Origin of the sequence: Vibrio sp. 11-4(1) (assembly GCF_013048625.1) — a bacterium.
Lineage (GTDB): Bacteria > Pseudomonadota > Gammaproteobacteria > Enterobacterales > Vibrionaceae > Vibrio > Vibrio diabolicus.
The window spans coordinates 59937-85272 of the sequence record NZ_VHSY01000012.1; the positions used below are offsets into that span (position 1 = coordinate 59937).

The 25336-nt window shown below is 45.2% G+C and carries 29 protein-coding genes; 10 read left to right on the top strand and 19 right to left on the bottom strand.

The genetic code is table 11. The features are described from left to right. Positions 1 to 13 precede the first annotated feature (13 nt). The 8 genes from ptsN to FKN16_RS20425 form a co-directional block, all read right to left on the bottom strand. A complete protein-coding gene (gene ptsN / locus FKN16_RS20390) occupies positions 14 to 460 on the bottom strand; it encodes a PTS IIA-like nitrogen regulatory protein PtsN (protein ID WP_005381116.1) in 447 nt (148 codons plus the stop codon). Between the two features lie 2 nt (positions 461 to 462). Then, complete coding sequence (gene hpf / locus FKN16_RS20395) at positions 463 to 750, bottom strand: ribosome hibernation promoting factor (protein WP_005381114.1); 288 nt, start codon at positions 748 to 750, stop codon at positions 463 to 465. 24 nt (positions 751 to 774) lie between these two features. After that, positions 775 to 2244 (bottom strand): RNA polymerase factor sigma-54, encoded by a 1470-nt coding sequence (locus FKN16_RS20400; RefSeq protein WP_005396241.1) that lies wholly within the window; start codon positions 2242 to 2244, stop codon positions 775 to 777. A 50-nt stretch (positions 2245 to 2294) separates the two neighbouring features. Further along, positions 2295 to 3020, bottom strand: a complete 726-nt coding sequence (gene lptB, locus FKN16_RS20405) for an LPS export ABC transporter ATP-binding protein (RefSeq protein ID WP_005396240.1) — start codon at positions 3018 to 3020, stop codon at positions 2295 to 2297. Position 3021: 1 nt separating this feature from the next. Continuing rightward, positions 3022 to 3516: a lipopolysaccharide transport periplasmic protein LptA gene (gene lptA / locus FKN16_RS20410; protein ID WP_005396239.1), complete on the bottom strand. Its 495-nt coding sequence runs from the start codon at positions 3514 to 3516 to the stop codon at positions 3022 to 3024. Next, positions 3497 to 4060: an LPS export ABC transporter periplasmic protein LptC gene (lptC, locus tag FKN16_RS20415; protein WP_005396238.1), complete on the bottom strand. Its 564-nt coding sequence runs from the start codon at positions 4058 to 4060 to the stop codon at positions 3497 to 3499. The genes lptA and lptC overlap by 20 nt, the downstream gene beginning before the upstream one ends. Before the next feature lie 86 nt (positions 4061 to 4146). Then, positions 4147 to 5118 carry an arabinose-5-phosphate isomerase KdsD gene (gene kdsD / locus FKN16_RS20420; protein ID WP_005396237.1) on the bottom strand — a complete coding sequence of 324 codons (972 nt, stop codon included), beginning with the start codon at positions 5116 to 5118 and terminating at the stop codon, positions 4147 to 4149. 29 nt (positions 5119 to 5147) lie between these two features. After that, the gene (locus FKN16_RS20425) at positions 5148 to 6113 is read right to left on the bottom strand and encodes a calcium/sodium antiporter (RefSeq protein WP_005396236.1); all 966 of its coding nucleotides are present in this window, start codon (positions 6111 to 6113) and stop codon (positions 5148 to 5150) included. A gap of 374 nt (positions 6114 to 6487) precedes the next feature. Here FKN16_RS20425 and mlaF point away from each other — a divergent pair, with 374 nt between their 5' ends. From mlaF to FKN16_RS20465, 8 genes are all read left to right on the top strand, one after another. Then, entirely contained in the window at positions 6488 to 7291 is an 804-nt protein-coding gene (mlaF, locus tag FKN16_RS20430; protein WP_005396235.1) for a phospholipid ABC transporter ATP-binding protein MlaF, read from the top strand. Beyond that, positions 7281 to 8072, top strand: a complete 792-nt coding sequence (gene mlaE / locus FKN16_RS20435; protein ID WP_005396234.1) for a lipid asymmetry maintenance ABC transporter permease subunit MlaE — start codon at positions 7281 to 7283, stop codon at positions 8070 to 8072. Before mlaF ends, mlaE begins: the two co-directional genes overlap by 11 nt. Before the next feature lie 2 nt (positions 8073 to 8074). Next, complete coding sequence (mlaD, locus tag FKN16_RS20440; protein WP_170903457.1) at positions 8075 to 8563, top strand: outer membrane lipid asymmetry maintenance protein MlaD; 489 nt, start codon at positions 8075 to 8077, stop codon at positions 8561 to 8563. Between the two features lie 2 nt (positions 8564 to 8565). After that, positions 8566 to 9204, top strand: coding sequence for a phospholipid-binding protein MlaC (gene mlaC / locus FKN16_RS20445; RefSeq protein ID WP_005396232.1), 639 nt, complete (start codon positions 8566 to 8568; stop codon positions 9202 to 9204). Continuing rightward, positions 9204 to 9524 (top strand): lipid asymmetry maintenance protein MlaB, encoded by a 321-nt coding sequence (locus FKN16_RS20450; protein WP_005396231.1) that lies wholly within the window; start codon positions 9204 to 9206, stop codon positions 9522 to 9524. Before mlaC ends, FKN16_RS20450 begins: the two co-directional genes overlap by 1 nt. Before the next feature lie 3 nt (positions 9525 to 9527). Continuing rightward, complete coding sequence (gene ibaG, locus FKN16_RS20455; RefSeq protein WP_005396230.1) at positions 9528 to 9782, top strand: BolA family iron metabolism protein IbaG; 255 nt, start codon at positions 9528 to 9530, stop codon at positions 9780 to 9782. A gap of 9 nt (positions 9783 to 9791) precedes the next feature. Next, a complete protein-coding gene (gene murA, locus FKN16_RS20460; RefSeq protein WP_046873610.1) occupies positions 9792 to 11057 on the top strand; it encodes a UDP-N-acetylglucosamine 1-carboxyvinyltransferase in 1266 nt (421 codons plus the stop codon). Between the two features lie 146 nt (positions 11058 to 11203). After that, positions 11204 to 11929, top strand: a complete 726-nt coding sequence (locus tag FKN16_RS20465; protein WP_005381088.1) for a 1-acylglycerol-3-phosphate O-acyltransferase — start codon at positions 11204 to 11206, stop codon at positions 11927 to 11929. An 85-nt stretch (positions 11930 to 12014) separates the two neighbouring features. Here the strand turns inward: FKN16_RS20465 and FKN16_RS20470 are convergent, their stop codons facing one another. The 6 genes from FKN16_RS20470 to arcA form a co-directional block, all read right to left on the bottom strand. Further along, positions 12015 to 12404, bottom strand: a complete 390-nt coding sequence (locus FKN16_RS20470; RefSeq protein ID WP_005381087.1) for a RidA family protein — start codon at positions 12402 to 12404, stop codon at positions 12015 to 12017. 128 nt (positions 12405 to 12532) lie between these two features. Next, a complete protein-coding gene (gene pyrI / locus FKN16_RS20475) occupies positions 12533 to 12994 on the bottom strand; it encodes an aspartate carbamoyltransferase regulatory subunit (protein WP_005381086.1) in 462 nt (153 codons plus the stop codon). Positions 12995 to 13009: 15 nt separating this feature from the next. Continuing rightward, complete coding sequence (gene pyrB / locus FKN16_RS20480) at positions 13010 to 13939, bottom strand: aspartate carbamoyltransferase (RefSeq protein ID WP_005397473.1); 930 nt, start codon at positions 13937 to 13939, stop codon at positions 13010 to 13012. 87 nt (positions 13940 to 14026) lie between these two features. Next, positions 14027 to 14122 (bottom strand): hypothetical protein, encoded by a 96-nt coding sequence (locus FKN16_RS20485; RefSeq protein WP_031780631.1) that lies wholly within the window; start codon positions 14120 to 14122, stop codon positions 14027 to 14029. A gap of 99 nt (positions 14123 to 14221) precedes the next feature. Then, positions 14222 to 15226 (bottom strand): ornithine carbamoyltransferase, encoded by a 1005-nt coding sequence (locus tag FKN16_RS20490; protein ID WP_170903458.1) that lies wholly within the window; start codon positions 15224 to 15226, stop codon positions 14222 to 14224. A 156-nt stretch (positions 15227 to 15382) separates the two neighbouring features. Then, on the bottom strand, positions 15383 to 16603 hold the full coding sequence (arcA, locus tag FKN16_RS20495; RefSeq protein ID WP_170903459.1) for an arginine deiminase: 1221 nt from the start codon (positions 16601 to 16603) through the stop codon (positions 15383 to 15385). Between the two features lie 583 nt (positions 16604 to 17186). Here arcA and rraB point away from each other — a divergent pair. Continuing rightward, entirely contained in the window at positions 17187 to 17600 is a 414-nt protein-coding gene (gene rraB, locus FKN16_RS20500; protein WP_005381081.1) for a ribonuclease E inhibitor RraB, read from the top strand. 166 nt (positions 17601 to 17766) lie between these two features. Next, on the top strand, positions 17767 to 18567 hold the full coding sequence (locus FKN16_RS20505) for a hypothetical protein (protein ID WP_104974782.1): 801 nt from the start codon (positions 17767 to 17769) through the stop codon (positions 18565 to 18567). A gap of 19 nt (positions 18568 to 18586) precedes the next feature. Here FKN16_RS20505 and FKN16_RS20510 read toward each other — a convergent pair whose 3' ends face one another. The 5 genes from FKN16_RS20510 to pepA all read right to left on the bottom strand — a co-directional run bounded on the left by FKN16_RS20510 (position 18587) and on the right by pepA (position 25243). Then, entirely contained in the window at positions 18587 to 19492 is a 906-nt protein-coding gene (locus FKN16_RS20510) for a bifunctional helix-turn-helix transcriptional regulator/GNAT family N-acetyltransferase (RefSeq protein WP_170903460.1), read from the bottom strand. Positions 19493 to 19607: 115 nt separating this feature from the next. Then, on the bottom strand, positions 19608 to 20012 hold the full coding sequence (locus tag FKN16_RS20515; protein ID WP_170903461.1) for a DUF2061 domain-containing protein: 405 nt from the start codon (positions 20010 to 20012) through the stop codon (positions 19608 to 19610). Positions 20013 to 20214: 202 nt separating this feature from the next. Continuing rightward, positions 20215 to 23073 (bottom strand): valine--tRNA ligase, encoded by a 2859-nt coding sequence (locus FKN16_RS20520; RefSeq protein WP_170903462.1) that lies wholly within the window; start codon positions 23071 to 23073, stop codon positions 20215 to 20217. Between the two features lie 96 nt (positions 23074 to 23169). Next, positions 23170 to 23619 (bottom strand): DNA polymerase III subunit chi, encoded by a 450-nt coding sequence (locus FKN16_RS20525; RefSeq protein ID WP_046873623.1) that lies wholly within the window; start codon positions 23617 to 23619, stop codon positions 23170 to 23172. A gap of 115 nt (positions 23620 to 23734) precedes the next feature. Then, positions 23735 to 25243, bottom strand: a complete 1509-nt coding sequence (gene pepA, locus FKN16_RS20530) for a leucyl aminopeptidase (protein WP_005397459.1) — start codon at positions 25241 to 25243, stop codon at positions 23735 to 23737. Between the last annotated feature and the right edge of the window lie 93 nt (positions 25244 to 25336).

Sequence of the window (25336 nt, forward strand, 5' to 3'; positions counted from 1 at the left end):
ATGTCCGTCCTGCTTATTGGTGAATCATGATGTCGTAAAGTTCTTCATCACTCTGAGCATTGCGCAGTAGTTTCAATACTTGCTTATCGCTCAGACGTTCTGCCATAGAGGATAGAGTCTTGAGGTGCTCTTTGCACTGTTCTTCTGGTACAAGGAGCGCAAAAAGAAGGTCGACAGGTCGATTATCAATCGCATCGAATTCAATTGCTTCATCACATTGCAGCAAGACAGCAATAGCCTTGTCGCTCGATTGCATTCTAGCGTGTGGGATCGCAATACCGTTTCCGATACCAGTACTGCCCATTTTCTCTCTGTTGAGCATGCACTCGAACAGTTCGGTAGAATCTTGGCCCGTTTGATCAGCCACGATGCGGCTGATCATTTCAAGGGCGCGTTTTTTACTCGTGCAGTGGACCGCACTCTTGGTGCAGTCCAATGACAGTATTTCGCTCAGTTGCATGATTAATGACTGTTTAGTTTTTCTTTGTGCTTATTGAGTTGGCGAACCAATTTATCTACCAGCGAATCGATCGCGGCATACATATTTTCGTCATCAGCTGATGCGTGGATTTCGCCTTGATTTATATGAAGCGTAGCTTCCGCGATTTGAGTGATTTTTTCAACTTTTAGTACAACATGTACTTGATTGATATGGTCGAAGAACCTTTCGAGCTTCTGAAACTTAGAATTTACATAGTCTTGCATTGAATCGGTAAGATCAACGTGATGGCCTTGAATATTGATTTGCATAGACTTTCCTTTTCAGTTAGTGCCTTATAATAGGCGTTTACGCTGACTTGAAGGGGCAATTCCCAAGGATTCTCGATATTTGGCTATCGTACGTCTTGCGACCTGAATCCCTTGGTCAGCCAGAAGAGCAGCAATCTTGCTATCACTCAATGGCTTAGCAGTATTCTCTGCTGCGACCAGTTTTTTAATGAGTGCGCGAATTGCTGTTGACGAACATTCTCCGCCGTTGTCAGTACTAACATGGCTAGAGAAGAAGTACTTCAATTCAAAAATGCCACGTGGTGTATGCATAAATTTTTGTGTTGTTACACGAGAAATCGTGGATTCATGCATGTCCACTGCCAAGGCTACATCATTTAGTACCATTGGCTTCATGGCTTCCTCACCATACTCGAAGAAATCTTGTTGATGTTCAACAATACATCTTGCAACTTTGAGTAGCGTCTCGTTTCTACTCTCTAAGCTCTTAATTAACCATTTTGCCTCTTGCAAATTGCTGCGGATGTACTGGCTATCCGCGCTATTGCCTTTGCCTAATTGAGCATATTGTTGATTAACTTTTAATTTTGGAACGCTATCTGGGTTGATAGAAACAGTCCATTTGCCGTTGTCTTTAAAAACGGACACATCTGGAATTACGTACTCGGTATCATCCGGTGTGATACGGCTACCGGGACGAGGATCTAACTGCTGGATAAGTTTGAGGACTTCACGGAGATCGGCTTCTTTCAGCTTAGTCTCTTTGATGACGAGCTTGTAATCACGGTTCCCCAGGTGATCAATATGATCCGCAAGAATCATTTTGGCTTCAGCAAGCCATGGCGTGTCTTCTGGGAAAGTCGCCAGCTGTAGCAGTAGGCACTCTTGTAAGTTGCGTGATGCCACACCGAGCGGATCGAACTGCTGAATACGTTTACGAACGGCTTCTACTTCGTCTAACTCAATCTCTTCGTTATCGAAGCTCTCATGAATTTCTTCAGGAGATAGGGTTAGGTAACCGTAGTCGTCAACAGCGTCAATAATCGCTAATGCAATCGTACGATCGGTTTCACTGAATGGTGTCAGGTCAAGCTGCCACATTAGGTAGTCATGCAATGATTCCGTGGTTTCGCCTTGGTAGACGGGCATATCATCATCAAGAGCTAAGCCAGTGCTACCGGTATTCGCGCTGTAGACGTCATCCCAAGTGGTATCGATTTCAAGTTCAGAGCTGATCTCTGACTTCTCAATTACGTCTGAACTGTCTGGAACGTCAATGTCTGCTGGTTCGTTAGCACTGTTGCTATCAGCAGCCTCGACCGCTGATTTATCTTCACCGTTTGCTAGAGGCTCATCTTGGCCTTCTTCAACTTCCAATAATGGGTTTGAATCCAAGGCTTCTTGGATTTCCTGTTGAAGATCGAGTGTCGACAGTTGCAGTAAGCGAATCGCTTGTTGCAACTGTGGCGTCATGGCTAACTGTTGACCTAGCTTGAGTTGTAATGAAGGTTTCATTCAGTGTTACTTACCTTGTAATGCTCAGAATCTTACCGTTCCTAATATAATCATAGACGGAATTGTTCGCCGAGATAAACTTGTTTCACCTGTTCATTATTGAGAACTTCTGCCGGAGTTCCCGATGCAATTAGGTGCCCTTGGCTTACGATATAGGCTTTTTCGCATACGTCCAGTGTTTCACGCACGTTATGGTCAGTGATTAACACTCCGAGGCCGCGATCGCGTAGATGCTCGATGATTTTCTTGATGTCATTAACCGAGATTGGGTCAACACCTGCGAAAGGTTCATCCAACAAAATGAATTGAGGGTTGGCTGCTAAAGCGCGAGCGATTTCCACCCTGCGTCGCTCACCCCCTGATAGTGCCATACCCGCACTGGTTCTGATGTGCTGGATGTGGAATTCTTCCAACAAATCTTCCAGCTTATCTTGGCGCTCTTCACGTGTCATTTCTTGACGAGTTTCGAGTACAGCCATGATGTTATCTTCTACCGACAGCTTACGGAAAATCGACGCTTCTTGCGGAAGGTAGCCAATCCCGAGACGCGAACGACTGTGCATCGGCAGAATACTGATGTCTTTATCATCAATGGTGATGGTGCCTTCATCTCGTGGCACTAAGCCGACAATCATATAAAACGAGGTGGTTTTACCTGCGCCGTTTGGGCCTAGCAGCCCAACAATCTGACCAGATTCAACTTCCAAGCTAACATCGGTTACGACTTTGCGCTTTTTGTAGCTTTTCGCCAAGTTTTTCGCACTCAGTACTGCCATATTAGTTCTCTATCTGATTGGGTTGCAAAATGGTCGTAACGCGCTCTTCCTTAGAGCTATCAGCGACTAGCTTTTGTTTACCAATTTGGTAACGAATCGAAGAACCTTTAATAGTGTTGTTGTCTTGTGCCAGTTGCGCTTGACCTTTCATGGTCAATTCGTCTGTAGAAATACGGTAATCCAGCTCCACAGCTTGACCACTCAGTGTCTTACCATCGTCCATCAGCTGAGAAAACTTCGCAGGTTTACCAAATGCTTGAATCTGTTTGATGGCTTCGGTTTTAGGATCGCGCGTTACCACGATTCTATCAGCATCGATATTGATGCTACCTTGCTTAAGAGATACATCGCCTTTAAAGATAACCTGGTTACTCTTCATATCCACCTGTTGGGTGTCAGAGTTAATGTAAACCGGTTGTTGAGTATCCGACTTAAGTGCCAGCGCTTGAGGCGCCGCCAATACCAGTGCCAGTAGGCTAAGGTGTAACGGTTTCATATCGACCTTGAACTTCGTCTGTCAGAGTTGCGGTATGCTGCTTTAAGTTGCCTTGCATTGCGCCTCCAGTAGTTTCAAATTGTGGCCCAACCAACATGACCTGTTGATCAGCTTTAAAATCACGATTGGTTAGATTAATGACTAACTTGTCTGTTGCCATGGTATCAAAACTCGCACCTGGCAGAAGATTTTGCATTAAGACCTTGTCATATAACGTTAAGACTTGGTCTTCATCTAACACGGCTCTTGTGGCCGTCACCTTCCATTCAATGACGCTACCTTCACGGTAAACCATCAAAGTCGGGTTATTAAAAATGGTATCTCCACTCTTAGCATAATGGTCTAAGTTCGTGGAGCGGATGATGTAACTGCGGACACCATCTTCACCATAGGTGATGTTTTCCAGTCCAGTACCACTGAACATGGGCAGTTCAGAATCTGGTGCTACTTGAATTGCGTCGTTGCCTTTTGGGGTCAGTAGGTAATAACCGCACCATGCGACAACGAAGATCAAGAGCAAATAAATAAGGCGAGTAAAACTCATATAATGAAGGCCTATCGTTTAGCTCAGTACTTCCCTGACCATTGCCTTTATTTGTGTAATAAATGATTTAAATGTTTGTGCTGATATTACATCACGCCAGCTTTTAGTAAATCGTGCATGTTCAGTGCACCCACAATTTTTTCGTCTTTACATAAAATCAGAGCGTTAATATTTTTATTCTGCATCAAGTTCAAACCTTCAACCGCTAGCATATCAGGGTGCGCTGTGGTTGGATTTGTCGTCATGACTTCGCCAATCGCGGTCGTATGAATATCAATGCGTTTGTCTAAGGTGCGACGTAAATCACCATCGGTGAATATACCAAGCATAGCATCGTGCTCATCGACGATAGCGGTCATGCCTAGCCCTTTTTCTGAAATTTCAAGCAGGGCATCGCGAATCAATGCGTTTGGAGAAACTTTAGGTAACGCTTCTCCAAAGTGCATAATATCAGACAACTTAAGCAGCAGTTTTCTCCCTAACGCGCCACCTGGATGAGATAGGGCAAAATCTTCGGCAGAAAAACCACGCGCTTGAAGTAGGGCTACGGCTAATGCGTCTCCCATTACTAATGTGGCCGTGGTACTGCTGGTCGGTGCCAACCCTAGTGGGCAAGCTTCTTGAGGTACCGTGATTTGCAGGTGCAAGTCAGACAGTTTTGCCATATTGGATTCTGGCTTGCCTGTCATGCTAATTATCTTGATGTTCAGGCGTTTTAATACCGGAAATAGAGACAGAATTTCGTTTGACTCACCAGAGTTAGAAATTGCGAGCACAATATCTCCAGGGCTGATCATGCCCAAGTCGCCATGTGCTGCTTCGCCAGGGTGAACAAAAAACGCAGAAGTCCCCGTGCTTGCCAGAGTCGCAGCAATCTTGTTACCAATGTGGCCTGACTTGCCAATACCCATAACGACTACTTTGCCGCTGTTGGAAAGGATCAGTTCGCACGCTTTCTCAAATTGATCATCAAAGTAGGTATCCAGCTCTTGCAGAGCAGCAACTTCGATATCAAGAACTTGTTTAGCAGCAGCGCGAAAATCAAATTGATTGGACATATCAGTTCTCTACTTATTTATCGTGGTAATTAAGCGGCCATGTTTGCGAATAAGTACACTTGATAACCTAGGAAGCATGCAAACAAGATTGCACCTTCAATACGGTTAATACTGCGTGATTTACCCAAACACATCGCGACAAGTAACAGTGAAACGCCTAACATGACCCAGAAGTCACGTCCCATCGCGTACTCACTCAGCACCGATGGATTAATGATGCCAGGAATGCCCATTACGGCCAGAATATTAAACACATTCGAGCCAATAATGTTACCGACGGCCATGTCGTCTTCACCTTTTAAAACACCAGCAAGCGATGCTGCGAGCTCAGGTAGACTAGTGCCGATGGCAATGATAGTCAGGCCGATGACAAGATCGCTCATGCCAAAATACTTCGCAATAATCACCGCGTTATCCACTAGCATGCTTGCTGCCAAAGGAAGCAGTATCAGGCCAATAACCACCCACATGATCGCTTTAGGGTTGCTGACGCCTTCTGGGATCTCTGACTCTTGGTCATCAAGAAAAACATCACCTGATTTTTGTTCTTTGCGGCTGATCTGCAACATAGCAAATAAAAATGCCCCAAAGAGTACAAACAATAAGACACCTTCATAAAAACCGAGATGGCTATTCCAAAGCAGAATACCGGCGAGTACTGTTACTGCAATCATTAATGGCAGTTCCCGGCGGATGACCGCGGAGCTAATCGACAGAGGCTTGATGAGTGCTGTAATACCTAGGATTAACGCGATGTTCGCGATGTTTGAGCCTAAAACGTTACCCACTGCAGTATCGGTTTTTCCGTCCCAGGCTGCGGTTGCAGAAACCATCATCTCTGGCGCAGAAGAGCCCATCGCAAGGATTGTCATGCCGATGACAAGAGGTGAAATACCGACGTTGCGGGCTATCGCTGCAGAACCAAAAACAAGTTTATCTGCACTCCATACGAGCAAAACAAGACCGACTATAAGCAACGCTACGGCTTCGAGCATGAGAATTCCTAAGTATTAAATAAGTAAAATGAATAACCGCTAATTTTGACCTTTTGCGGCCTAAAATGGAAGATAAACGACGAATAAATTAAAGGTTAGTAACGAAAATGTATGCAAATGTCGTTCATTTAAATCAGCAATTCTTGTCTAGGATTTAAACACTTTGCGCTGATTTGATCGTAATCCACAAAAAATTGCAGGTATATACTCGACTTTATTTAATTGAACAGTGCTTTAAATTCAAAGCCAATGTGCTTATGATTGCAGCCTAATAAATGTACCGACGTTACTTTATTAAACGTGAAATTCAACTCCGTTGTGTGTCTGGTTGATGATGCCGTGAGTTGCAACGCTCCGACAGTAGAAGAGATGATATGTCGAACAACGATTTAGTCACCGTGAACAACCTCACTTTTTCACGGGGAGAGCGCAAGATCTTTGATGGTATTGATCTGCATGTTCCTGAGGGCAAAGTGACGGCCATTATGGGACCATCGGGAATAGGTAAAACTACACTGCTGCGTTTAATTGGTGGTCAGTTGTATCCCGAGCAAGGAGAGATCTGGTTTGATGGCGACAATATTCCCTCTCTCTCGCGTAAAAAACTCTACCATGCTCGAAAGAAAATGAGCATGTTGTTTCAATCAGGAGCTTTATTCACTGATTTGAATGTCTTTGATAACGTCGCCTTCCCATTGCGAGAGCATACGAATTTATCTGAAGAGCTGATTCGTACCATGGTGTTGCTTAAGCTTGAAGCCGTCGGTCTACGCGGCGCGGCACAATTGATGCCGAGCGAGCTATCGGGTGGCATGGCTAGACGCGCTGCGTTGGCGCGTGCGATCGCCCTAGATCCTGATTTAATCATGTATGATGAACCATTTGTCGGACAAGACCCAATCACCATGGGTGTCTTGGTTGAGCTCATTAGTAATCTAAATCAAGCGTTAGGTTTAACTTCTATAGTCGTTTCTCACGACGTGCCTGAAGTAATGAGTATTGCCGATTGGGTTTATCTGATGGCCGATGGCAAAATTATCGCTTTTGGCACACCAGAAGAGCTTAATCAGAATCCTGACCCTCGCGTTCAGCAGTTCTTACAAGGTGATGCAGATGGTCCTGTACCGTTTCGCTTCCCTTCTCAAAGTATCGAAAAGGACTTATTTGATGGTCGATAACTTTATGCATTTTGTCGCCTCACTAGGTAGACGAACGCTCTCCATCTGCGGAGCATTTGGTCGTGCGACTTTCATGCTGATTGGGGCACTGTTTACTAAGCCACAACCGCTCAAAAGCTTTCCTCTGCTCGTTAAACAACTTTATTCCGTAGGCGTCCAGTCTCTGGCGATTATCGTCGTATCTGGGTTGTTCATTGGTATGGTCTTGAGCCTACAAGGCTATGTTGTGCTGGTGGATTACGGCGCAGAGGGCAGTTTGGGGCAAATGGTGGCGCTCTCATTGCTACGTGAATTAGGGCCCGTTGTCACTGCACTTCTGTTTGCTGGTCGTGCAGGCTCTGCGTTAACTGCAGAGATAGGTTTGATGAAAGCGACGGAGCAACTCTCTAGCCTTGAAATGATGGCGGTAGATCCTTTGAAAAGAGTGATTGCGCCACGTTTTTGGGCTGGTGCTATTTCAATGCCATTGCTGGCTATGATTTTCATGGCAGTGGGTATTTGGGGCGCCCAGCTTGTTGGTGTTGACTGGAAAGGTGTTGACCATGGCAGTTTTTGGTCAGCGATGCAGTCCTCAGTTGAACTAGGACAGGATATTGGTAACAGTATGATCAAATGCTTTGCGTTTGCAATTACGGTTACTTGGGTCGCTCTATTTAATGGTTATGATGCTATTCCTACTTCGGAAGGGATCAGCCGAGCAACTACGCGCACTGTTGTGCATTCTTCTTTAGCAGTACTGGGACTAGACTTTGTACTGACCGCATTGATGTTTGGGAATTAATCATGCAACAAACACGTAAAACTGAATTATGGGTTGGCAGCTTTGTATTAGCGGGAATTTGCGCGATTCTTGTGATGATTTTTCAAGTTGCTGACGTAAAAAGCATTGGCTCTGGTGATACTTACACCCTCAAAGCTGAGTTCGATAATATTGGTAGTTTAAAAGTTCGCTCGCCAGTAAAAGTGGGTGGGGTTGTGATTGGCCGGGTAAGCAATATTTCGCTTAACCCAGATAACTTATTACCTGTTGTAACTCTATCGATCAATAGCAAATACGATCAATTCCCAGAAACGTCGAGCGTACAAATTTTGACGTCTGGCTTGATTGGTGAGCAATACATTGGTTTAGTACCAGGCTTTGTTTTTGACGATGAAGTCATGCTGGTCGATGGCGATACCATCGAAGACACCAAATCAGCGCTCGTGCTTGAAGACTTAATTGGTCAAGTGCTTTACAGCGTAGGTGGTTCAGACGATTCAAGTAAGGAATAACTATGTTAGCGAGATTATTACTTTCAGTTTGTGCTGTGTTTAGCGCGTTTGGTACAAGTGCAGCAGAAGTGGATAAAACTGAACCTTATAAGATGATGAAGCAAGTGGCTGAAGTCACGTTCGAAAGATTAAAAGCTGAGCAGCCGAAAATCAAACAAGACCCAGATTTACTCAAGGTGATTGTTGAAGAAGAGCTAATGCCTTACGTCAACTACCGCTATGCTGGGTTAAAGCTCCTAGGTCCAAACCTAAAAGGAGCGAAACGTGAAGACGTACTTGAGTTTATCGATGCATTTCGCGCGTACTTAATTGCTTCTTATGCCCAGGTGCTAACGCAATACAGTGACCAACAAATTGAATTTGGTCCTGAGCCTAGCATTGATGACTCTAAGCGTATCACCAGCATTAAAGTTGATATCATCGATACGCCGCGTCCAAACATCAAGCTAGAGTTCAAATTGCGTAAAGACAACAAATCTGGTGAGTGGGAAGCATTCGATATGATTGCGGAAGGCATTAGTTTACTCTCTAGCAAACAGTCAGAATGGAATAGCAAAATTCGTCAAGAAGGCATTTTATCTGTCGCGAAAGATCTAGAAAAATTAGCTGCGGAACCGGTTCGCTTTGAGGCGAAGAAATAATGGCCCAGACTCCCGCTCAGTGGCAATTAGATCAAAACATTCTTAAGCTAACAGGGGCACTTGATAGAGATACAGTGCCCTCATTGTGGGCGTATGCTCAGCAATGGCAACCAGCTCAAGCTGAGCTGGAATGCTCGTTAAAAGAGATAGAGCGCGTCGACTCTGCAGGAATGGTGATGTTAATCCACTTATTAGAGCATGCAAAAAAGCAAAACTGTCATATAATGCTCAGTTTCGTGCCGGCGCAACTGCGCACTTTGTTTCAACTGAGCAATGTTGAATCTTTAGTGGCCAAACACATACAGAATTATCAGGGGTAAATTGTGGATAGCGCAAAAGTACAACAGTTATTAGAAGAAGCACTAAACCTTCAAGAAGTGCATGTAAAAGGTGAAGGTAGCCACTATGAGGTGGTTGCTGTTGATGCTTGTTTCGATGGAATGAGCCGCGTTAAGAAGCAGCAGTTAATTTATGGTCCTCTGATGGAATACATCCAGCGTAACGACATTCACGCATTATCAATTAAAGCGTTCACACCAGAAGAGTGGGCTCGTGATAAGAAACTGATGTCGCTTTAAGGTTTATTGATGGAAAAGTTTCGAGTTATTGGGTCAGATAAACCACTCGTTGGTGAAGTGACCATTTCCGGTGCAAAAAACGCAGCACTGCCGATTTTATTTGCGTCTATCTTGGCGGAAGAGCCTGTAGAAGTGGCAAACGTGCCACACCTTCGTGATATCGATACAACCATGGAACTGCTTAAGCGTTTAGGCGCGAAAGTAAGCCGTAATGGTTCTGTTCACGTCGATCCAAGTAGCATTACTGAATACTGCGCACCGTATGATTTGGTGAAAACCATGCGTGCTTCTATTTGGGCTTTGGGCCCGCTCGTAGCGCGATTTGGTCAAGGTCAGGTTTCTCTACCTGGCGGTTGTGCTATCGGTGCTCGTCCTGTTGATCTGCATATTTCTGGCCTAGAGCAGTTGGGCGCAACGATTACGCTTGAAGATGGTTACGTTAAAGCTGAGGTTGATGGTCGTCTAAAAGGTGCGCACATCGTGATGGATAAAGTCAGCGTAGGCGCAACGATCACCATCATGTGTGCTGCAGCACTTGCTGAAGGCACTACAACACTAGACAACGCGGCGCGCGAACCTGAAATTGTAGACACAGCGGATTTCCTAAATAAGCTTGGTGCAAAAATTTCTGGTGCAGGCACAGATACGATCACGATTGAAGGTGTTGAGCGCCTAGGTGGTTGTAAACACAACGTGGTTGCCGACCGTATTGAGACGGGAACATTCCTTGTCGCTGCCGCGGTATCTGGCGGTAAAGTAGTATGTCGTAACACTAACGCTCATTTGCTTGAAGCGGTTTTAGCCAAGCTAGAAGAAGCTGGCGCGCTTGTCGAAACGGGTGAAGATTGGATTTCAGTTGATATGACTGATCGCGAGCTGAAAGCAGTGAGTGTACGTACAGCGCCGCATCCAGGCTTCCCGACCGATATGCAAGCGCAATTTACGCTACTAAACATGATGGCGAAAGGCGGCGGCGTAATCACTGAGACTATCTTTGAAAACCGCTTTATGCACGTACCAGAACTCATGCGTATGGGCGCGAAAGCCGAGATTGAAGGCAACACCGTTATCTGTGGTGATGTTGAGTCATTAAGTGGTGCGCAAGTCATGGCAACCGACCTACGAGCTTCGGCTAGTTTGGTAATTGCGGGCTGTATTGCTAAAGGCGAAACCATCGTTGACCGTATTTACCATATCGACCGCGGTTACGACAAAATCGAAAATAAACTGGCTGCACTTGGCGCAAATATTGAGCGAGTGAGCGAGGCAAGTTAAACTGCACCGCAGGTAACTTGGATATCAAGAGAGCCGAAACCTGAGTTTCGGCTTTTTTATATCACTCTCATGACCATAGTTATCCTTTATGGAAAGAGAGAAATTAATAGCTGTATCTGGCAAAAGCCGGTTCCTGGAGAACAAGAATGATTGCACTGTTACGTGTATTTGCTGTCGCTATCTTTGCGATTGTTATGTTTATTGGTGGTTGTGGTTACTGCCTGTTAAGCCCCCGAAACCCTAAGCACGTTTTCACTTTTGGCCGCTTGTTTGCCAAGATGTCTCGTGTGTTTGGGATTAAGTTAGAGTTGCGTATCCCTGAAGATGCGTATTCACGCGGCCAACATGTTTACATTGCTAACCACCAGAACAATTGGGACATGTTTACTGTTTCTGCGGCTGTGACTCCGAAAGTTGTGACAGTAGGTAAAAAGAGCTTGGCTTGGATGCCACTGTTTGGTCAGCTTTACTGGCTTACGGGTAACATTCTGATTGACCGAGCGAATCGCTCTAAAGCAAAAGGTACTATCGATCAGGTCGTGAGCAGCATGAAAGAAAGTGATGTTTCGGTGTGGATGTTCCCAGAAGGCACGCGTTCTCGTGGGCGTGGTTTGCTGCCATTCAAAACAGGTGCTTTTCATGCGGCAATTGGTGCAGGTGTGCCAATCATTCCTATCGTATGTAGCTCGACGAATAAAATTAAGCTGAACCGTTGGAACAATGGTCATGTGATTGTTGAAATGCTACCTCCAATCAGCACTGAAGGCTATGGTAAAGAGGGCATTCGCGAGTTAGCGAATATCTGTCGTGAACAGATGAAAGAGAAGCTTGAATCGTTAGATGAAGAAGTCAAACAGCGCAACGCTGCTTAAGTTTTACTGCGATATCATCACGAAAAGACAATAAAAAACGGGTAGCCTGAGCTACCCGTTTTTTTATGTTTGTCAGCAAGTGCAATTATTTGCGAACAGCGATTGCTTCAATCTCGATACCAACATCTTTAGGTAGGCGAGCGACTTCTACACAAGAACGTGCAGGGTAGTTTGCTACGCCGTGCTCATCAAAGAACTTGCCGTAAACTTCGTTCACCGTGCCAAAGTCGTTTAGGTCTTTAACAAAAACCGTTAGCTTCACGATATCTGACACTTTAAGGCCTGAAGATTCAACCACAGCCTTTACGTTTTCTAGAGACTGACGAGCTTGCTCTGCGATATCAGCAGACACTTCACCTGTCGCTGGGTTTACTGGGATTTGGCCTGAAGTAAGAACCATGTTACCTAGATCTACGCCTTGAACGTAAGGACCGATTGCTGCTGGTGCAGATTCAGTGTGAAGTACTTTCGTCATTTGATTTTTCCATCAGTTGTAGGGAATAAAGATTCTCAGTTTGCCTCTAAACCCGTGGTAGGTAAAGAGTAAAATACCCCGACATTGCGGGGTATTTTAAACGTATCACGCCTAGTCGTACGGTGTGTTTATCGTTCGGTTACGATCTCACGTGAGAACACTTTCTCGCAGTACTTACACTTTAGGCGGATTTCTTGTTTCTTTTCGAATACGCTAAAGCTGCTTTCTACTGGCTCATTGTGAGAAATACAGTTTGAATTTGGGCATTCGAAGACATCATTGATGCGCTCTGGAAGCTCTAACGCGAGCTTTTTCACCACTTCATAGTTTTCGATTTGGTTCACGGTCGCGTGAGGAGCATACAGCGCCAACTTGCTCGCTTGCTCTTCATTAATAAACACATTTTCTATTTTCAGTAGATCTTTATGACCGAGTGCCGATGATGGCAAGTTCAGACCAATCGTAACGCGCTGTGATGAATTGTGCATATCGAACAGTCTTAATACTTTGATGCCGATTTGCGCAGGGATGTGGTCGATGACTGTGCCATTTTTGATTGCTTCTACCTGCAATTGAGTTTCTTTAGCCATGGGTTTTCTCCTCGATTACAGTGTTTCGTTTAGAACAAGCGCCAACAGTGCTTGGCGAGCGTATACGCCATTTTGAGCTTGCTGGAAGAAGTAAGCATGAGGCGTTTTATCAACATCGGTTGTGATTTCATCCACACGTGGTAGTGGGTGGAGTACTTTTAGATTTTCGCGCGCCCCTTCGAGTAATGCCGCTGTCAAAATATACGCCGATTTAATGTGCGCGTACTCCGATTCGTCAAAACGTTCTTTCTGTACTCGTGTCATGTACAGAATATCCAGTTCAGGAATCACGCTCTCCATGTCCGTGTGTAGGCTATATTGAATGCCAGCTTCGTCTAGCTCTTCGCAGATGTAATCTGGCATTGCCAATGCTTCTGGTGCAACAAAGAAGAAGCGGATGTTATTAAACTTCGCTAATGCTTGAGTCAGTGAGTGCACCGTGCGGCCATATTTTAGGTCACCGACGAACGCTACGTTCAAGTTGTCTAGACGACCTTGTGTTTCCGCGATGGTGTATAGGTCGAGTAGCGTTTGAGTTGGGTGTTGGTTTGCACCGTCACCAGCGTTGATCACTGGCACGCCATTTGAGAATTCAGAGGCCAAGCGAGCGGCGCCTTCTTGTGGATGGCGCATCACAAAGGCATCGACGTAAGAAGAGATGACCTGTACTGAATCTGCGAGTGTTTCGCCTTTTTTCGCCAGAGAGGTATTACCATCATTATCAAAGCCAATCACGTCACCACCAATGCGTTGAATCGCTGTTTCAAACGATAAACGTGTACGTGTTGATGGTTCAAAGAAACAACTGGCAACGACTTTGTTTTTAATCAGTTCTGGTCGAGGTGCTTTTTTAAGGCTGCCTGCTGTTTCTACGATAAGTTCCAGCTCTTCACGTGAAAGCTCTGGAATAGAGATGATGTGCTTCTGGTAAAGCGAGTTCGCCATGATCTTCTTCCCTATAACATTGATGACTACATCCAAATTGCCGAAAGGAATTTTGGACATAAAAAAACCTCCCCAAATGGGGAGGTTTTAAAATTCAATAGAATTAACGAAAATAACACCACGTAAGCGTAGTCGCTTAGCTAGAGCAAATCGCGTTTTCATGTCGGCAATTAGCTTGGTCATTTCTTAATCCTCAGACAAATTGCCGAGCATTATACGCTTAACTTTCGTGAGCGCAAGCGATTACATCATGGTTTTTAGCGGCTGTTTTGGCTTGCTAGTTTAGCTTCCTAATGTTGCTACCATCACGGCTTTGATGGTGTGCATACGGTTTTCAGCTTCGTCGAATACGATGGAGTATTCTGACTCAAATACCTCTTCTGTTACATCAAGGCCTTTCATGCCGTATTTTTCAGCGACTTCTTTGCCGACGGTGGTTTCATCATTGTGGAAAGCAGGAAGGCAGTGCATGAATTTCACATGTGGATTACCCGTTTGCTTAATCACGTCCATATTGATTTGATATGGTGTCATTAACGCTACACGTTCATCCCATGCCTCGGCAGACTCACCCATAGACACCCAAACGTCGGTGTATAGGAAATCACAACCTTTCACACCTTCCTCCACGCTTTCAGTTAATGTGATTTTTGCACCAGTTTGCTGCGCGATAGTTTGGCAAGTTGCCACCAGATCTTCTTCAGGCCAGAACGCTTTTGGCGCGACAAGGCGAATATCCATGCCCATTTTAGCAGCACCCACCATGAGCGAGTTGCCCATATTGTTGCGTGCATCGCCTAGGTAAGCGAAGGTCATTTCATGCAGCTGTTTACCACGGCCATGCTCTTGCATGGTCAGGAAGTCAGCAAGGATTTGGGTAGGGTGGAACTCATCAGTCAAACCATTCCACACTGGAACACCAGCATAAGTGCCAAGCTCTTCAACAATGGATTGGCCAAAACCGCGGTATTCGATGCCATCATACATGCGGCCAAGTACGCGCGCGGTGTCTTTCATTGATTCTTTATGGCCAATCTGAGAACCAGAAGGGCCGATGTAAGAGACTTGAGCGCCTTGATCAAAAGCTGCGACTTCAAACGCACATCGGGTACGAGTCGAAGATTTCTCAAAGATGAGTGCAATGTTTTTACCTTGAAGTGTCTTCTGCTCTGTTCCTGCATATTTTGCTTTTTTTAGCTCTGCAGACAGTTCGAGCAAGAACTGGATTTCTTTGGTTGAGAAATCCAATAGCTTCAAAAAGTTGCGGTTACGTAAATTGAAAGCCATAGCTCGTCCCTTAGTACGTGTGATTGAATTAATAGAATGCATTAAAACATATAAATGCTTTATTTGTGAATAATTATTTTTACGTAAAACTAAAAAAGGTTGATGCATTCACATCAACCTTAGTTTTTATTCATTTAATGTAAAAGGACGAATTGGTTATATATCGTCTCGTTCTATCGGACAACTCATGCAGCGGGCGCCACCACGGCCACGGCCAAGCTCGTTACCTGGGACTGTCAGTACTTTGATACCAGCTTTGTCGTATTTTTCGTTGGTGTATACATTGCGTTCGTAACCAATCACAACGCCCGGTTTTACGGTAAGAACGTTATTGGCGTCATTCCATTGTTCGCGCTCAGCTTCATAACTGTCACCACCCGTGGTGATGATTTTCAGCTGATCTAAGCCAAGAGCAGATTCAATCGCATGTAGGTAGTTATGAGATGCTTCAACATGCATTTCACCATTGCCTTTTGGTGTTAAGCGCCATGTGTCGAGATCTTTGCGCATGATCTCTGGGTAAACAGAGAACGTGTCCACATCCATATGGGTCATAACGGTGTCTAAATGCATGCATGAACGGTGTTTAGGCAGATCAATCGCAATCACTTCGGTTGCTTGTCCTGCCTTAAACAGGCTCGCTGCAAGGTTTTCTACACCTTGCGCGGTCGTGCGCTCAGACATACCGATCAGAACTGCACCTTTACCAATAACCAACACATCACCGCCTTCGACATTCGCATTATCATAATGCAGATCATCATCACCGAAGTATTTGATAAAGTCTTGGCCAGCAAAAATTGGGTGCCAACGATAAATCGCACGTAAGTGGTTTGTTTCACGTTGGCGTGCAGGCATCATCATTGGGTTGAGCGATACACCACCATAAACCCAGCATGAGGTATCACGCGTAAATAGGTGGTTAGGTAGTGGCTCAATAACAAAATCCAGCGGACGCTTCATTTTTGGCAGCATAGAAGATGAGGTGATCGGCAGCTCTGAGTAAGCTAAGCCACCTAAAAAGATGCTGGCAAGGTGTTCATCATCCATTTCTGAAAAATATTGGCGTAGGTCTCGCGCAAAGGTTGGCCCGTAACGAAAGTCAGAAATCTGAGTATCTAGCAGCCACTGTTTTGCTTCTGGAACGGCGAGGGTTTCGACCAGTAAATCGTGGAGGAGAAGCACTTCTACATCTTGATCGCGTAGCGTGCGTGCGAGCGCATCGTGCTCTTCACCGGCCGCTTCTACAGCAAGAACATCATCAAACAGTAACTCATGACAGTTTGATGGAGTTAAGTGGGTTAGGGCGCGCTCTGGGCGGTTTAATAGAACTCGTCGAAGTTGACCAACTTCTGATCCAACGTACAGCTTGCTCATTTTGTATCCTTACAAATTTTCCAGCCGTTAGTTATGACAAGCTTCCTAGAAAGATGCAAATCACTACACTTTGTCTATATTCTGAGTTTTTATTGTTTTTTAGATTTTAGTTTTGGGTATTTTTCTTATGAAGTCTTGGTTTAGGTTTAAATTCTATTTTGTGAAATGTGGAGAGCGTGCGTTTTTATTCTAATTTCCCCGTTGAGAAAGAATACATGCATAGTGCATAAAACGTGCATTTTTATTCTCAATTATGCATTATTAAAGTAAATTTATTCGTTATGCTTCTTCGTTTTACACGTGAGTGTATTCAAGAAAGCGCCATAAACACGCACAGAAAGAGAAAATAACCGCATTAAGTGTCAGTTAGGATATTCTGAATATTAAAAAATGCCATTTTTTGTTAATTTTTTGTTTCTTTGCGTGGTCGGTTTAATATTTATATTCAAATAACCGATAAGAATCGCGGTGGTATGATGTTTGTTTGTGGCTTTTCATCGCAATCCATGCCATATTTCACCGGATCAGCATACTCAGTATCGGGTATAGTGTTTCTATCAAGTAACTAATCTGGAGCCAAAACATGTCTCACGAAGATGAATATCTATCAGTAGAAGAATTAATTGAGATTCAAAAGGAAGAGACTCGCGATATCATTGCAGCATTGCTAGAAGATGGCAGCGATCCAGATTCGCTATACGAAATCGAGCACCACCTGTTTGCAGAAGATTTTGACACGCTAGAAAAAGCGGTAGTTGAAGCATTCAAGATGGGTTTTGAAGTGCTTGAAGCGGAAGAAACTGAAGATGAAGATGGCAACAAGTTGCTTTGCTGTGACGCAACCATGGAATCAGCATTAGACGCAGAAGCCATTGATGCGCAAGTTGAAAAACTGATTCACTTGGCAGAAAAATACGACATCATCTACGACGGTTGGGGTACGTACTACGAAGGCGAAGATGCGCTTTACCCTGAAGAAGATGAAGACGACGAGTAATCAAAGCTCACCTCTTTTAAAAAAACCAGCGTTTAACGCTGGTTTTTTTATACCTTGAAAATGGCATCCAACAACAGATGAATGTGGAGGTGATAAATAATTCACATTGAGTTTATAGGGGATTTCTCCCTATAATGCGTGAAAATTGATCTAGCGCAAGGTGTATATGCAACTCTCACTCGCCGGTTTATGGCAAGTCTCTCCACTGACGGACCTCTCGATTCCACAGGATGACATCACTTTTCCCGCCCCTTTAAGTCTGGTCCTGCCTGATGAATTGACGGAAGAAGCGATTCGTCAACAAGAATGGCACTTGATGCACGATATTGAAGTGGATGAGGCGATGATGGCATTTCCTGCAGTGGAAATGGTAATGGGTGGTGTTGATTACCATGCGGAGGTACGTTTGAACGGCGTGGCTGTGTTTGATTGTGATGGCTCGCAAAGTGTGTATAAGAAAGACATTCGCCCATACATGCAAATGGGGCGTAATCGCTTTGAGATATTGTTCCTAGAGGAAGAAGAAGATCTTTTATTCGATGAGGATAAGCCAGAGCTGTGCCCGCTTTCTGAACATCAATATAAGAAAAGTGATGAGCGACTGGGCGTGTGGCAAGAACCGTACTTGCAGTTTATTCGCAACGTGCGTTTAGAGCGCGTGGCAACCGAGCAGATTTGGCACCATGGTGGCGGGTGTGAATTTAAGGTCGATTTGTATTACCAGACATTTGCACCAGGGCTAGTGTCAGCAGCGGTAAAGTTTAATGGCATGACTTACCATATCCCAATTGACGTTCGTGCAGATCACGCCAGCGCACTCTTTCAGATTGAAGCGCCAAAGTATGCTGATCTTAATGACCCTGATCCAAATGATCTCTATCAGTTGTCTGTTGAATTGGATGGGCAACGCCAAAACTTCACTGTTGCATTGAGCCAGGAGCTTTGCGTTACCCATGTTGTGCTTTAACGTCTGATAATATTTTTTATTACAGTACCTTAAGCATTACGACTTCACATGCATCATGCCCTGTTTGCCCAAGCGGGGCATCGAGATGCTCAAAGCCTAGCTTTTCATACAAGCCTACCGCCTCTCTTAGACATTCGGTCGTTTCTAAATAGCACTGCTGATACCCAAACTGTTTCGCCAGTTGTAAGCTCAATGCGACGATGCGTTTGGCTAAACCGTGTCCTCGTGTTTGAGGTAAGAAGTACATCTTTTGCAGCTCACACACATTTGGCTCACCAGCTAAAGGGGCAAAGCCACCGCCACCAACGATCTCTCCGCGATGTTCAATGACCCAATAGGCGGCGCCGCATTGATTGTAAACCGAATACATATCATCAAGCGTTGGATCTGCCACACCATAACCTTTGTCTGCGGTTAAGCCGTATTCAGCAGAGACTTTACGAATCACATCTGCGACTTGCGGGTTGTCTGCTTTAGTAAGAGGTCGAAGAACGTATTCCTCAGCCTGACACACTTTTGTTAGCCCTTTTAGGTAAGTCTCTAAACCAAGTTTGAGTTGTTCTTGCTCACAGTCATCAAGTTGTGTAAGTAACTGCTCAAAAAAGCTGTTTTGTTGTTGGTCTAGTTGCGCTAACGCCTGCTGTCCTTGAATTGTGAGTGCTACGAGTTGGCTTCGTTTATCTTTCGGGTTTTCGATGCTCTCAACCAAGCCTAATTTAATCAAACCAGTAATGGTGCGGCTTGCATTGGACTTGTCGACACTAAGCTGCTGCGCCAGTTGGTTGATGGTCAATGGCTGCAATTGGATTTCACCTAACGCGTGCGCTTGTACCGGGGTAAGAGCGACATCGCCGCATTGTTTATCGAGCATACCAAGCAACCGGACGGCTTGACGGGAGTAGTGTCGGAGTTGACGAGCGTTCATTATCACTTACCTCTAAAAATAAAGTTGCGTACCGCAATTAAATTAATTGCGGTGCGCAACTTTGTCAATAGTAAATGTCATTTGGCTCGTTAGGAGACGTAGTGAGCCTCCATGTTTAAGCGTGGTGATGTAAACAAAACTGCGGTGCTGGAGTTTTTGCTGATGATTTACGCATCCATACTTTCTCGTGGAAGTAGTAAGCCACCGTATTCAAACTCGGCTCTAGCATCGCCATTACGCCGCCGACAAATGCATCACCTGTTAGTAAGTAAACCACGGTAAAAGCGACGCTGAAGTGCACGGTCGCAAAGCTTGCGGTTTTTAATTTGGTCATCCACTGACGAGCTTTAAGTGCTGGGACTTTTGTCCATGCCTTTTCATGAAAGTAGAAGGCTACGGTGTTCACTGAAGGCTCAATCATGGCAATTAAACTACCAATTAAAATGTCGCCTGTGAGTACGTAAGCGACACTAAATGCGATAGTAAAATGCAGTGCTGCGAAAGTTAGTGTCTTTTTCATGATAATTACTCAATCGTGTTTGTTTCGATGAGTTTATTATCGATAATAATTCTCATTAATGCTAATGGATGATGAGTATTGTTGCGATAGGGGAAAGCTATTGATGATGGTTTTTGGTGAAAGATATACAAAAAAGGTTGACCATGATGGCCAACCTTTGGATTCAAAGTGAGAAGTGTTAGTTCTTCTCTTTCACTGAGGCTTAAAGTGCAGCGATCGTTGTCTTCTGCTCTTCTAGCTTAGCTAGTGTCTCTTTGTAGCCTTCAAGCTTCTCACGTTCTTTAGCAACAACCGCTTCAGGTGCTTTCGCTACAAAGCCTTCGTTGCCCAGTTTGCCTTCGATACGCTTGATTTCGCCGTGCGTCTTCTTGATTTCGCCATCTAGACGAGCAAGCTCTGCATCTTTGTCGATCAAACCCGCCATTGGGATCATCAGCTCAGACTTACCAACCAGTGCCGTTGCACACGCTGGGGTTTCTTCGCCAGCTTCAAGCACGCGTACTGCTTCTAGCTTCGCTAGAGACATCAATACTTGTTTGCTTGCTTCTAGACGAGAGGCGTCTTTCTCATTCGCTGCTTTCAGCATAACGTCTAGAGGCTTGCCTGGGTTGATGTCGTACTCAGCACGTAGGTTGCGGATGCTAGTGATGAACGCTTTCACCCATTCGATGTCGTCTAGCGCTTCTTGGTGGAAGTTCGCTTCGTCAAACTGAGGCAGAGTTTGTAGCATGATTGTCTCGCCCTCGACACCTTCAACTAATGGCTTGATGCTTTGCCAAATCGTTTCTGTGATGTAAGGGATCACTGGGTGCGCTAGACGTAGAGTCTTCTCAAGAACCGTGATTAGTGTACGGCGAGTACCACGCTGTTGCGCTTCAGTACCTTTCCATAGAACGGGTTTAGTTAGCTCTAGGTACCAGTCACAGAATTGGTTCCAGATGAATTCGTAAAGCGTGTTAGATGCCATATCTAGACGGAAGTTGTCGATATGGTTGTTGAACGCTTTCGCTGCGAGCTCAAACTGAGACTCGATCCACTTGTCCGCTAGTGAGTACTCGATCTCACCACCGTTGAAGCCACAATCTTGTTCTTCTGTATTCATCATGACGTAACGGCTTGCGTTCCATAGTTTGTTACAGAAGTTACGGTAGCCTTCAAGACGCTTCATATCCCAGTTGATATCGCGACCTGTTGATGCCATTGCAGCAAGCGTGAAACGTAGTGCGTCAGTACCGTATGCTTCGATACCGTTTTCAAACGTCTTACGTGTGTTCTTCTCGATCTTCTTCGCTAGCTGAGGCTGCATCATGTTGCCACAACGCTTCTCTACTAGAGACTCTAGGTCGATACCATCGATCATGTCGATTGGGTCAAGAACGTTACCTTTTGACTTCGACATCTTGTCGCCGTTTTCATCACGGATTAGACCAGTAACGTAAACTGTCTTAAATGGTACTTGTGGCTTGCCATTTTCGTCTTTCACGAAGTGCATGGTCATCATGATCATGCGGGCAACCCAGAAGAAGATGATGTCGAAACCAGTTACTAGAACGTCTGAAGGGTGGAATACTTTCAGATCGTCAGTTTGCTCTGGCCAACCTTGAGTACCGAACGTCCATAGCGCAGAAGAGAACCATGTATCCAGTACGTCTTCGTCTTGGTGCAGCTCAATTACTGACTCTAGGTTGTTGTTCTTGCGAACTTCTTCTTCAGTGCGACCTACGTAAACATTACCTTGGTTGTCGTACCAAGCTGGGATGCGGTGACCCCACCATAGCTGACGAGAGATACACCAGTCTTGAACGTCACGCATCCAAGAGAAGTACATGTTTTCGTATTGCTTAGGAACGAATTGGATGTCGCCGTTTTCTACTGCTTCAACCGCTGTTTTCGCTAGAGGCGCAGTACGTACGTACCATTGGTCAGTTAGCATTGGTTCGATAACCACGCCACCACGGTCGCCGTAAGGAACTTGTAGATCGTGATCTTTCACTTCTTCAAGTAGACCTAGCTCGTCGAATTCAGCAACGATAGCTTTACGCGCGGCAAAACGCTCCATACCGTGGTATTTAGCTGGTAGCTCAGTGCTGTAAGCGTCGCTTGCTTCGCCGTTAGTGTTGAATACTTCTGCTGCGTCGCGGATGTTCGCGTCGAAAGTCAGAATGTTGATCATTGGTAGCTGGTGGCGCTTACCAACTTCGTAGTCGTTGAAGTCGTGCGCAGGTGTGATTTTCACACAGCCAGTACCTTTTTCCATATCGGCGTGCTCATCGCCCACGATTGGGATGCGACGATCAACGATAGGAAGGATGATTTCTTTACCGATAAGATCTTTGTAACGTGGATCTTCTGGGTTAACTGCAACACCCGTATCGCCTAGCATGGTCTCTGGACGAGTCGTTGCAACAACGATGTAGTCTTTGCCATCCGCTGTTTTAGCACCATCTGCTAGTGGGTAGCGGAAGTGCCACATGTGGCCTTTAGTGTCTTTGTTCTCTACTTCTAGATCTGAGATCGCTGTGTGTAGCTTTGGATCCCAGTTAACTAGACGCTTACCGCGGTAGATTAGATCGTCTTCGTATAGACGTACGAAAACTTCTTGAACGGCGTTAGATAGACCATCGTCCATCGTAAAGCGCTCACGGTCCCAGTCTACTGATGCGCCAAGACGACGAAGCTGTTTAGTGATAGTGCCGCCAGATTCGCCTTTCCATTCCCAGATTTTGTCGATGAAAGCTTCACGACCGTAATCGTGTTTTGTTTTGCCTTCTTCTGCAGCGATCTTACGCTCAACAACCATCTGAGTTGCGATACCAGCGTGGTCAGTACCTACTTGCCAAAGGGTGTTTTTACCCTTCATACGTTCACAACGGATAAGCGTATCCATGATCGTATCTTGGAACGCGTGGCCCATGTGTAGGCTACCAGTGACGTTCGGTGGCGGGATCATGATGCTGTATGATTCTTTAGTAGTGTCACCGTGTGGCTTAAAGTAGCCTTTCTCTTCCCAAGTCTGATACAGAGCTTGTTCGATTGAAGTTGGGTTGTATGTCTTTTCCATAGCGCTCTTTTAATGGATACGTTGATGGTTGAATCTTAGTCAATCTTTATAAGTGAGGGATCTTAACAAGATCGCCTTAACTATAAGGATTGACCGTTAAGGATATTGAATTTCGATCGTTTGCAGCTGGTAACCTGCTTGACGGTAAATTTTATATCTTTCTCTTGCGAGTTGTTTAGCTTTTTCTTCGCAGGGCACGAAGTCTACCACTTGAGCAAACTTGTTCGCAAAGGTTGTCTCATTTTCCGCCAAATTAATTACCAATTGACGATTCCAAGACGGCTTTACACCGTTATGGCCGATCTCAATATTGGTGGCGTATTTCGGTCCCTCGCCTACTAGGTTATGTGCCATGAACTTGTCTGCATCAACTTGCCAAAAGGCTTCAGCGAGCTGCTCGGCGTGTGGTTTGTCTTGGCAGTTTAAATACACTTTAGCGCCTTGGCGGGCAAAGTGCTGCGCCAAAAACACAATGTACTCTTCAAAGCCAGCCACCGTTGCTTGCGGGCTCTCTTCGTTAATGATGTAGAAGGTTGCAGTTTGCATCATTCTCTCACTTGCCTTGGGTCTCTTCCTAAGACCATCTTAAATCCCATTTTCATTTTAGAAAATTAGGATAATAAAAAAGGGCCTTGCGGCCCTTTTAGATTTTGTTCAGAAATTACTCTTCTGTCTCTTGGCCGCTGCGGTTCAAAAGGAATTGGACAAGCATTGAGACAGGACGGCCCGTTGAGCCTTTCGCTGCGCCTGATTTCCACGCAGTACCTGCGATATCGACGTGAGCCCAGTTGTACTTCTTCGCGAACTTAGATAAGAAGCAACCCGCAGTGATAGTACCAGCAGGGCGGCCACCAATGTTTGCCATATCCGCAAACGGGCTCTTCAGCTGCTCGTGGTACTCATCTGCCATTGGTAGACGCCATGCACGGTCACTCGCTTGCTCTGAAGCGTTAACTAGCTCATGAGAAAGAGGGTTGTGGTTAGAGATAACGCCACTGATGTGGTGACCTAGTGCGATAACACAAGCACCAGTTAGGGTTGCAACGTCAACCACGCAGTCTGGTTCGAAACGCTCTACGTAAGTCAGTGCGTCACAAAGAACAAGACGACCTTCTGCATCCGTGTTCAGAACTTCTACAGTTTGACCAGACATTGTCGTTAGGATGTCACCTGGACGGTAAGCATTGCTGCCAGGCATGTTTTCACAGCCTGCTAGAACACCAATAACGTTAATTGGTAGGTTTAGCTTCGCTAGCGCTTTCATTGTACCGAATACCGATGCCGCACCACACATGTCGTACTTCATCTCATCCATACCTTCGCCCGGTTTTAGAGAGATACCGCCTGAATCGAAGGTTAGACCTTTACCTACTAGCACAATCGGTTTTGCATCTGAGTCAGGGTTACCTTTGTACTCGATGATAGACATCATAGATTCGTTTTTAGAACCACGACCTACTGCTAGGTAAGAGGTCATACCCAGTTTTTCCATCTCTTGCTCACCAATGATTTTGGTGGTTACGGTTTCGTAATCGTCCGCTAGACGACGAGCTTGAGAAGCAAGGTAAGCTGGATTAGCTACGTTTGGCGGCATGTTGCCAAGGTCTTTTGAGGCTTTGACACCAGATGCGATAGCGAGACCATGAGTGATTGCTTTTTCACCCAAGTTTAATTCACGACGTGTTGGTACGTTGAAAACAAGCTTGCGCAGTGGGCGGCGAGTCTCAGGTTTAACGCTCTTGAATTGATTAAATGTGTATAGACCATCTTTAGTCGCTTCTACAGCCTGGCGTACTTTCCAGTATGTATCGCGACCCTTAACATGCAGTTCAGTTAGGAAACATACCGCTTCCATTGAGCCTGTCTCGTTAAGTGTGCTGATCGTCTTTTGAATGATTTCCTTGTACTGGCGCTCGCCAAGTTCACGCTCTTTGCCGCAACCGACAAGTAAAACGCGCTCTGACAAAACACCTGGTACTTGATGCAGTAGCAGCATCTGACCAGGTTTACCCTCTAGATCACCACGGCGAAGTAGTGAACTGATGTAACCGTCACTGATTTTATCAAGTTGTTCGGCTACTGGAGAAAGGCGACGTGGTTCAAACACACCAACAACGATACATGCGCTACGTTGTTTCTCTGGACTGCCACTTTTTACACTGAACTCCATGCGTACTCCTACATCCTGAAGACAAATTGCTCTAAATGTTAGATAATGATCGCTTACTTGTTGAATTTTAGCTCCAGGCTTACATGCAGAGCT

Bases quoted from the DNA above. Each gene is read 5' to 3' on its own strand.
- ptsN (WP_005381116.1), bottom strand. From the start codon at position 460: ATGCAACTGAGCGAAATACTGTCATTGGACTGCACCAAGAGTGCGGTC.
- hpf (WP_005381114.1), bottom strand. From the start codon at position 750: ATGCAAATCAATATTCAAGGCCATCACGTTGATCTTACCGATTCAATG.
- FKN16_RS20400 (WP_005396241.1), bottom strand. From the start codon at position 2,244: ATGAAACCTTCATTACAACTCAAGCTAGGTCAACAGTTAGCCATGACG.
- lptB (WP_005396240.1), bottom strand. From the start codon at position 3,020: ATGGCAGTACTGAGTGCGAAAAACTTGGCGAAAAGCTACAAAAAGCGC.
- lptA (WP_005396239.1), bottom strand. From the start codon at position 3,516: ATGAAACCGTTACACCTTAGCCTACTGGCACTGGTATTGGCGGCGCCT.
- lptC (WP_005396238.1), bottom strand. From the start codon at position 4,060: ATGAGTTTTACTCGCCTTATTTATTTGCTCTTGATCTTCGTTGTCGCA.
- kdsD (WP_005396237.1), bottom strand. From the start codon at position 5,118: ATGTCCAATCAATTTGATTTTCGCGCTGCTGCTAAACAAGTTCTTGAT.
- FKN16_RS20425 (WP_005396236.1), bottom strand. From the start codon at position 6,113: ATGCTCGAAGCCGTAGCGTTGCTTATAGTCGGTCTTGTTTTGCTCGTA.
- mlaF (WP_005396235.1), top strand. From the start codon at position 6,488: ATGTCGAACAACGATTTAGTCACCGTGAACAACCTCACTTTTTCACGG.
- mlaE (WP_005396234.1), top strand. From the start codon at position 7,281: ATGGTCGATAACTTTATGCATTTTGTCGCCTCACTAGGTAGACGAACG.
- mlaD (WP_170903457.1), top strand. From the start codon at position 8,075: ATGCAACAAACACGTAAAACTGAATTATGGGTTGGCAGCTTTGTATTA.
- mlaC (WP_005396232.1), top strand. From the start codon at position 8,566: ATGTTAGCGAGATTATTACTTTCAGTTTGTGCTGTGTTTAGCGCGTTT.
- FKN16_RS20450 (WP_005396231.1), top strand. From the start codon at position 9,204: ATGGCCCAGACTCCCGCTCAGTGGCAATTAGATCAAAACATTCTTAAG.
- murA (WP_046873610.1), top strand. From the start codon at position 9,792: ATGGAAAAGTTTCGAGTTATTGGGTCAGATAAACCACTCGTTGGTGAA.
- FKN16_RS20465 (WP_005381088.1), top strand. From the start codon at position 11,204: ATGATTGCACTGTTACGTGTATTTGCTGTCGCTATCTTTGCGATTGTT.
- FKN16_RS20470 (WP_005381087.1), bottom strand. From the start codon at position 12,404: ATGACGAAAGTACTTCACACTGAATCTGCACCAGCAGCAATCGGTCCT.
- pyrI (WP_005381086.1), bottom strand. From the start codon at position 12,994: ATGGCTAAAGAAACTCAATTGCAGGTAGAAGCAATCAAAAATGGCACA.
- pyrB (WP_005397473.1), bottom strand. From the start codon at position 13,939: ATGGCGAACTCGCTTTACCAGAAGCACATCATCTCTATTCCAGAGCTT.
- FKN16_RS20485 (WP_031780631.1), bottom strand. From the start codon at position 14,122: ATGACCAAGCTAATTGCCGACATGAAAACGCGATTTGCTCTAGCTAAG.
- FKN16_RS20490 (WP_170903458.1), bottom strand. From the start codon at position 15,226: ATGGCTTTCAATTTACGTAACCGCAACTTTTTGAAGCTATTGGATTTC.
- arcA (WP_170903459.1), bottom strand. From the start codon at position 16,603: ATGAGCAAGCTGTACGTTGGATCAGAAGTTGGTCAACTTCGACGAGTT.
- rraB (WP_005381081.1), top strand. From the start codon at position 17,187: ATGTCTCACGAAGATGAATATCTATCAGTAGAAGAATTAATTGAGATT.
- FKN16_RS20505 (WP_104974782.1), top strand. From the start codon at position 17,767: ATGCAACTCTCACTCGCCGGTTTATGGCAAGTCTCTCCACTGACGGAC.
- FKN16_RS20510 (WP_170903460.1), bottom strand. From the start codon at position 19,492: ATGAACGCTCGTCAACTCCGACACTACTCCCGTCAAGCCGTCCGGTTG.
- FKN16_RS20515 (WP_170903461.1), bottom strand. From the start codon at position 20,012: ATGAAAAAGACACTAACTTTCGCAGCACTGCATTTTACTATCGCATTT.
- FKN16_RS20520 (WP_170903462.1), bottom strand. From the start codon at position 23,073: ATGGAAAAGACATACAACCCAACTTCAATCGAACAAGCTCTGTATCAG.
- FKN16_RS20525 (WP_046873623.1), bottom strand. From the start codon at position 23,619: ATGCAAACTGCAACCTTCTACATCATTAACGAAGAGAGCCCGCAAGCA.
- pepA (WP_005397459.1), bottom strand. From the start codon at position 25,243: ATGGAGTTCAGTGTAAAAAGTGGCAGTCCAGAGAAACAACGTAGCGCA.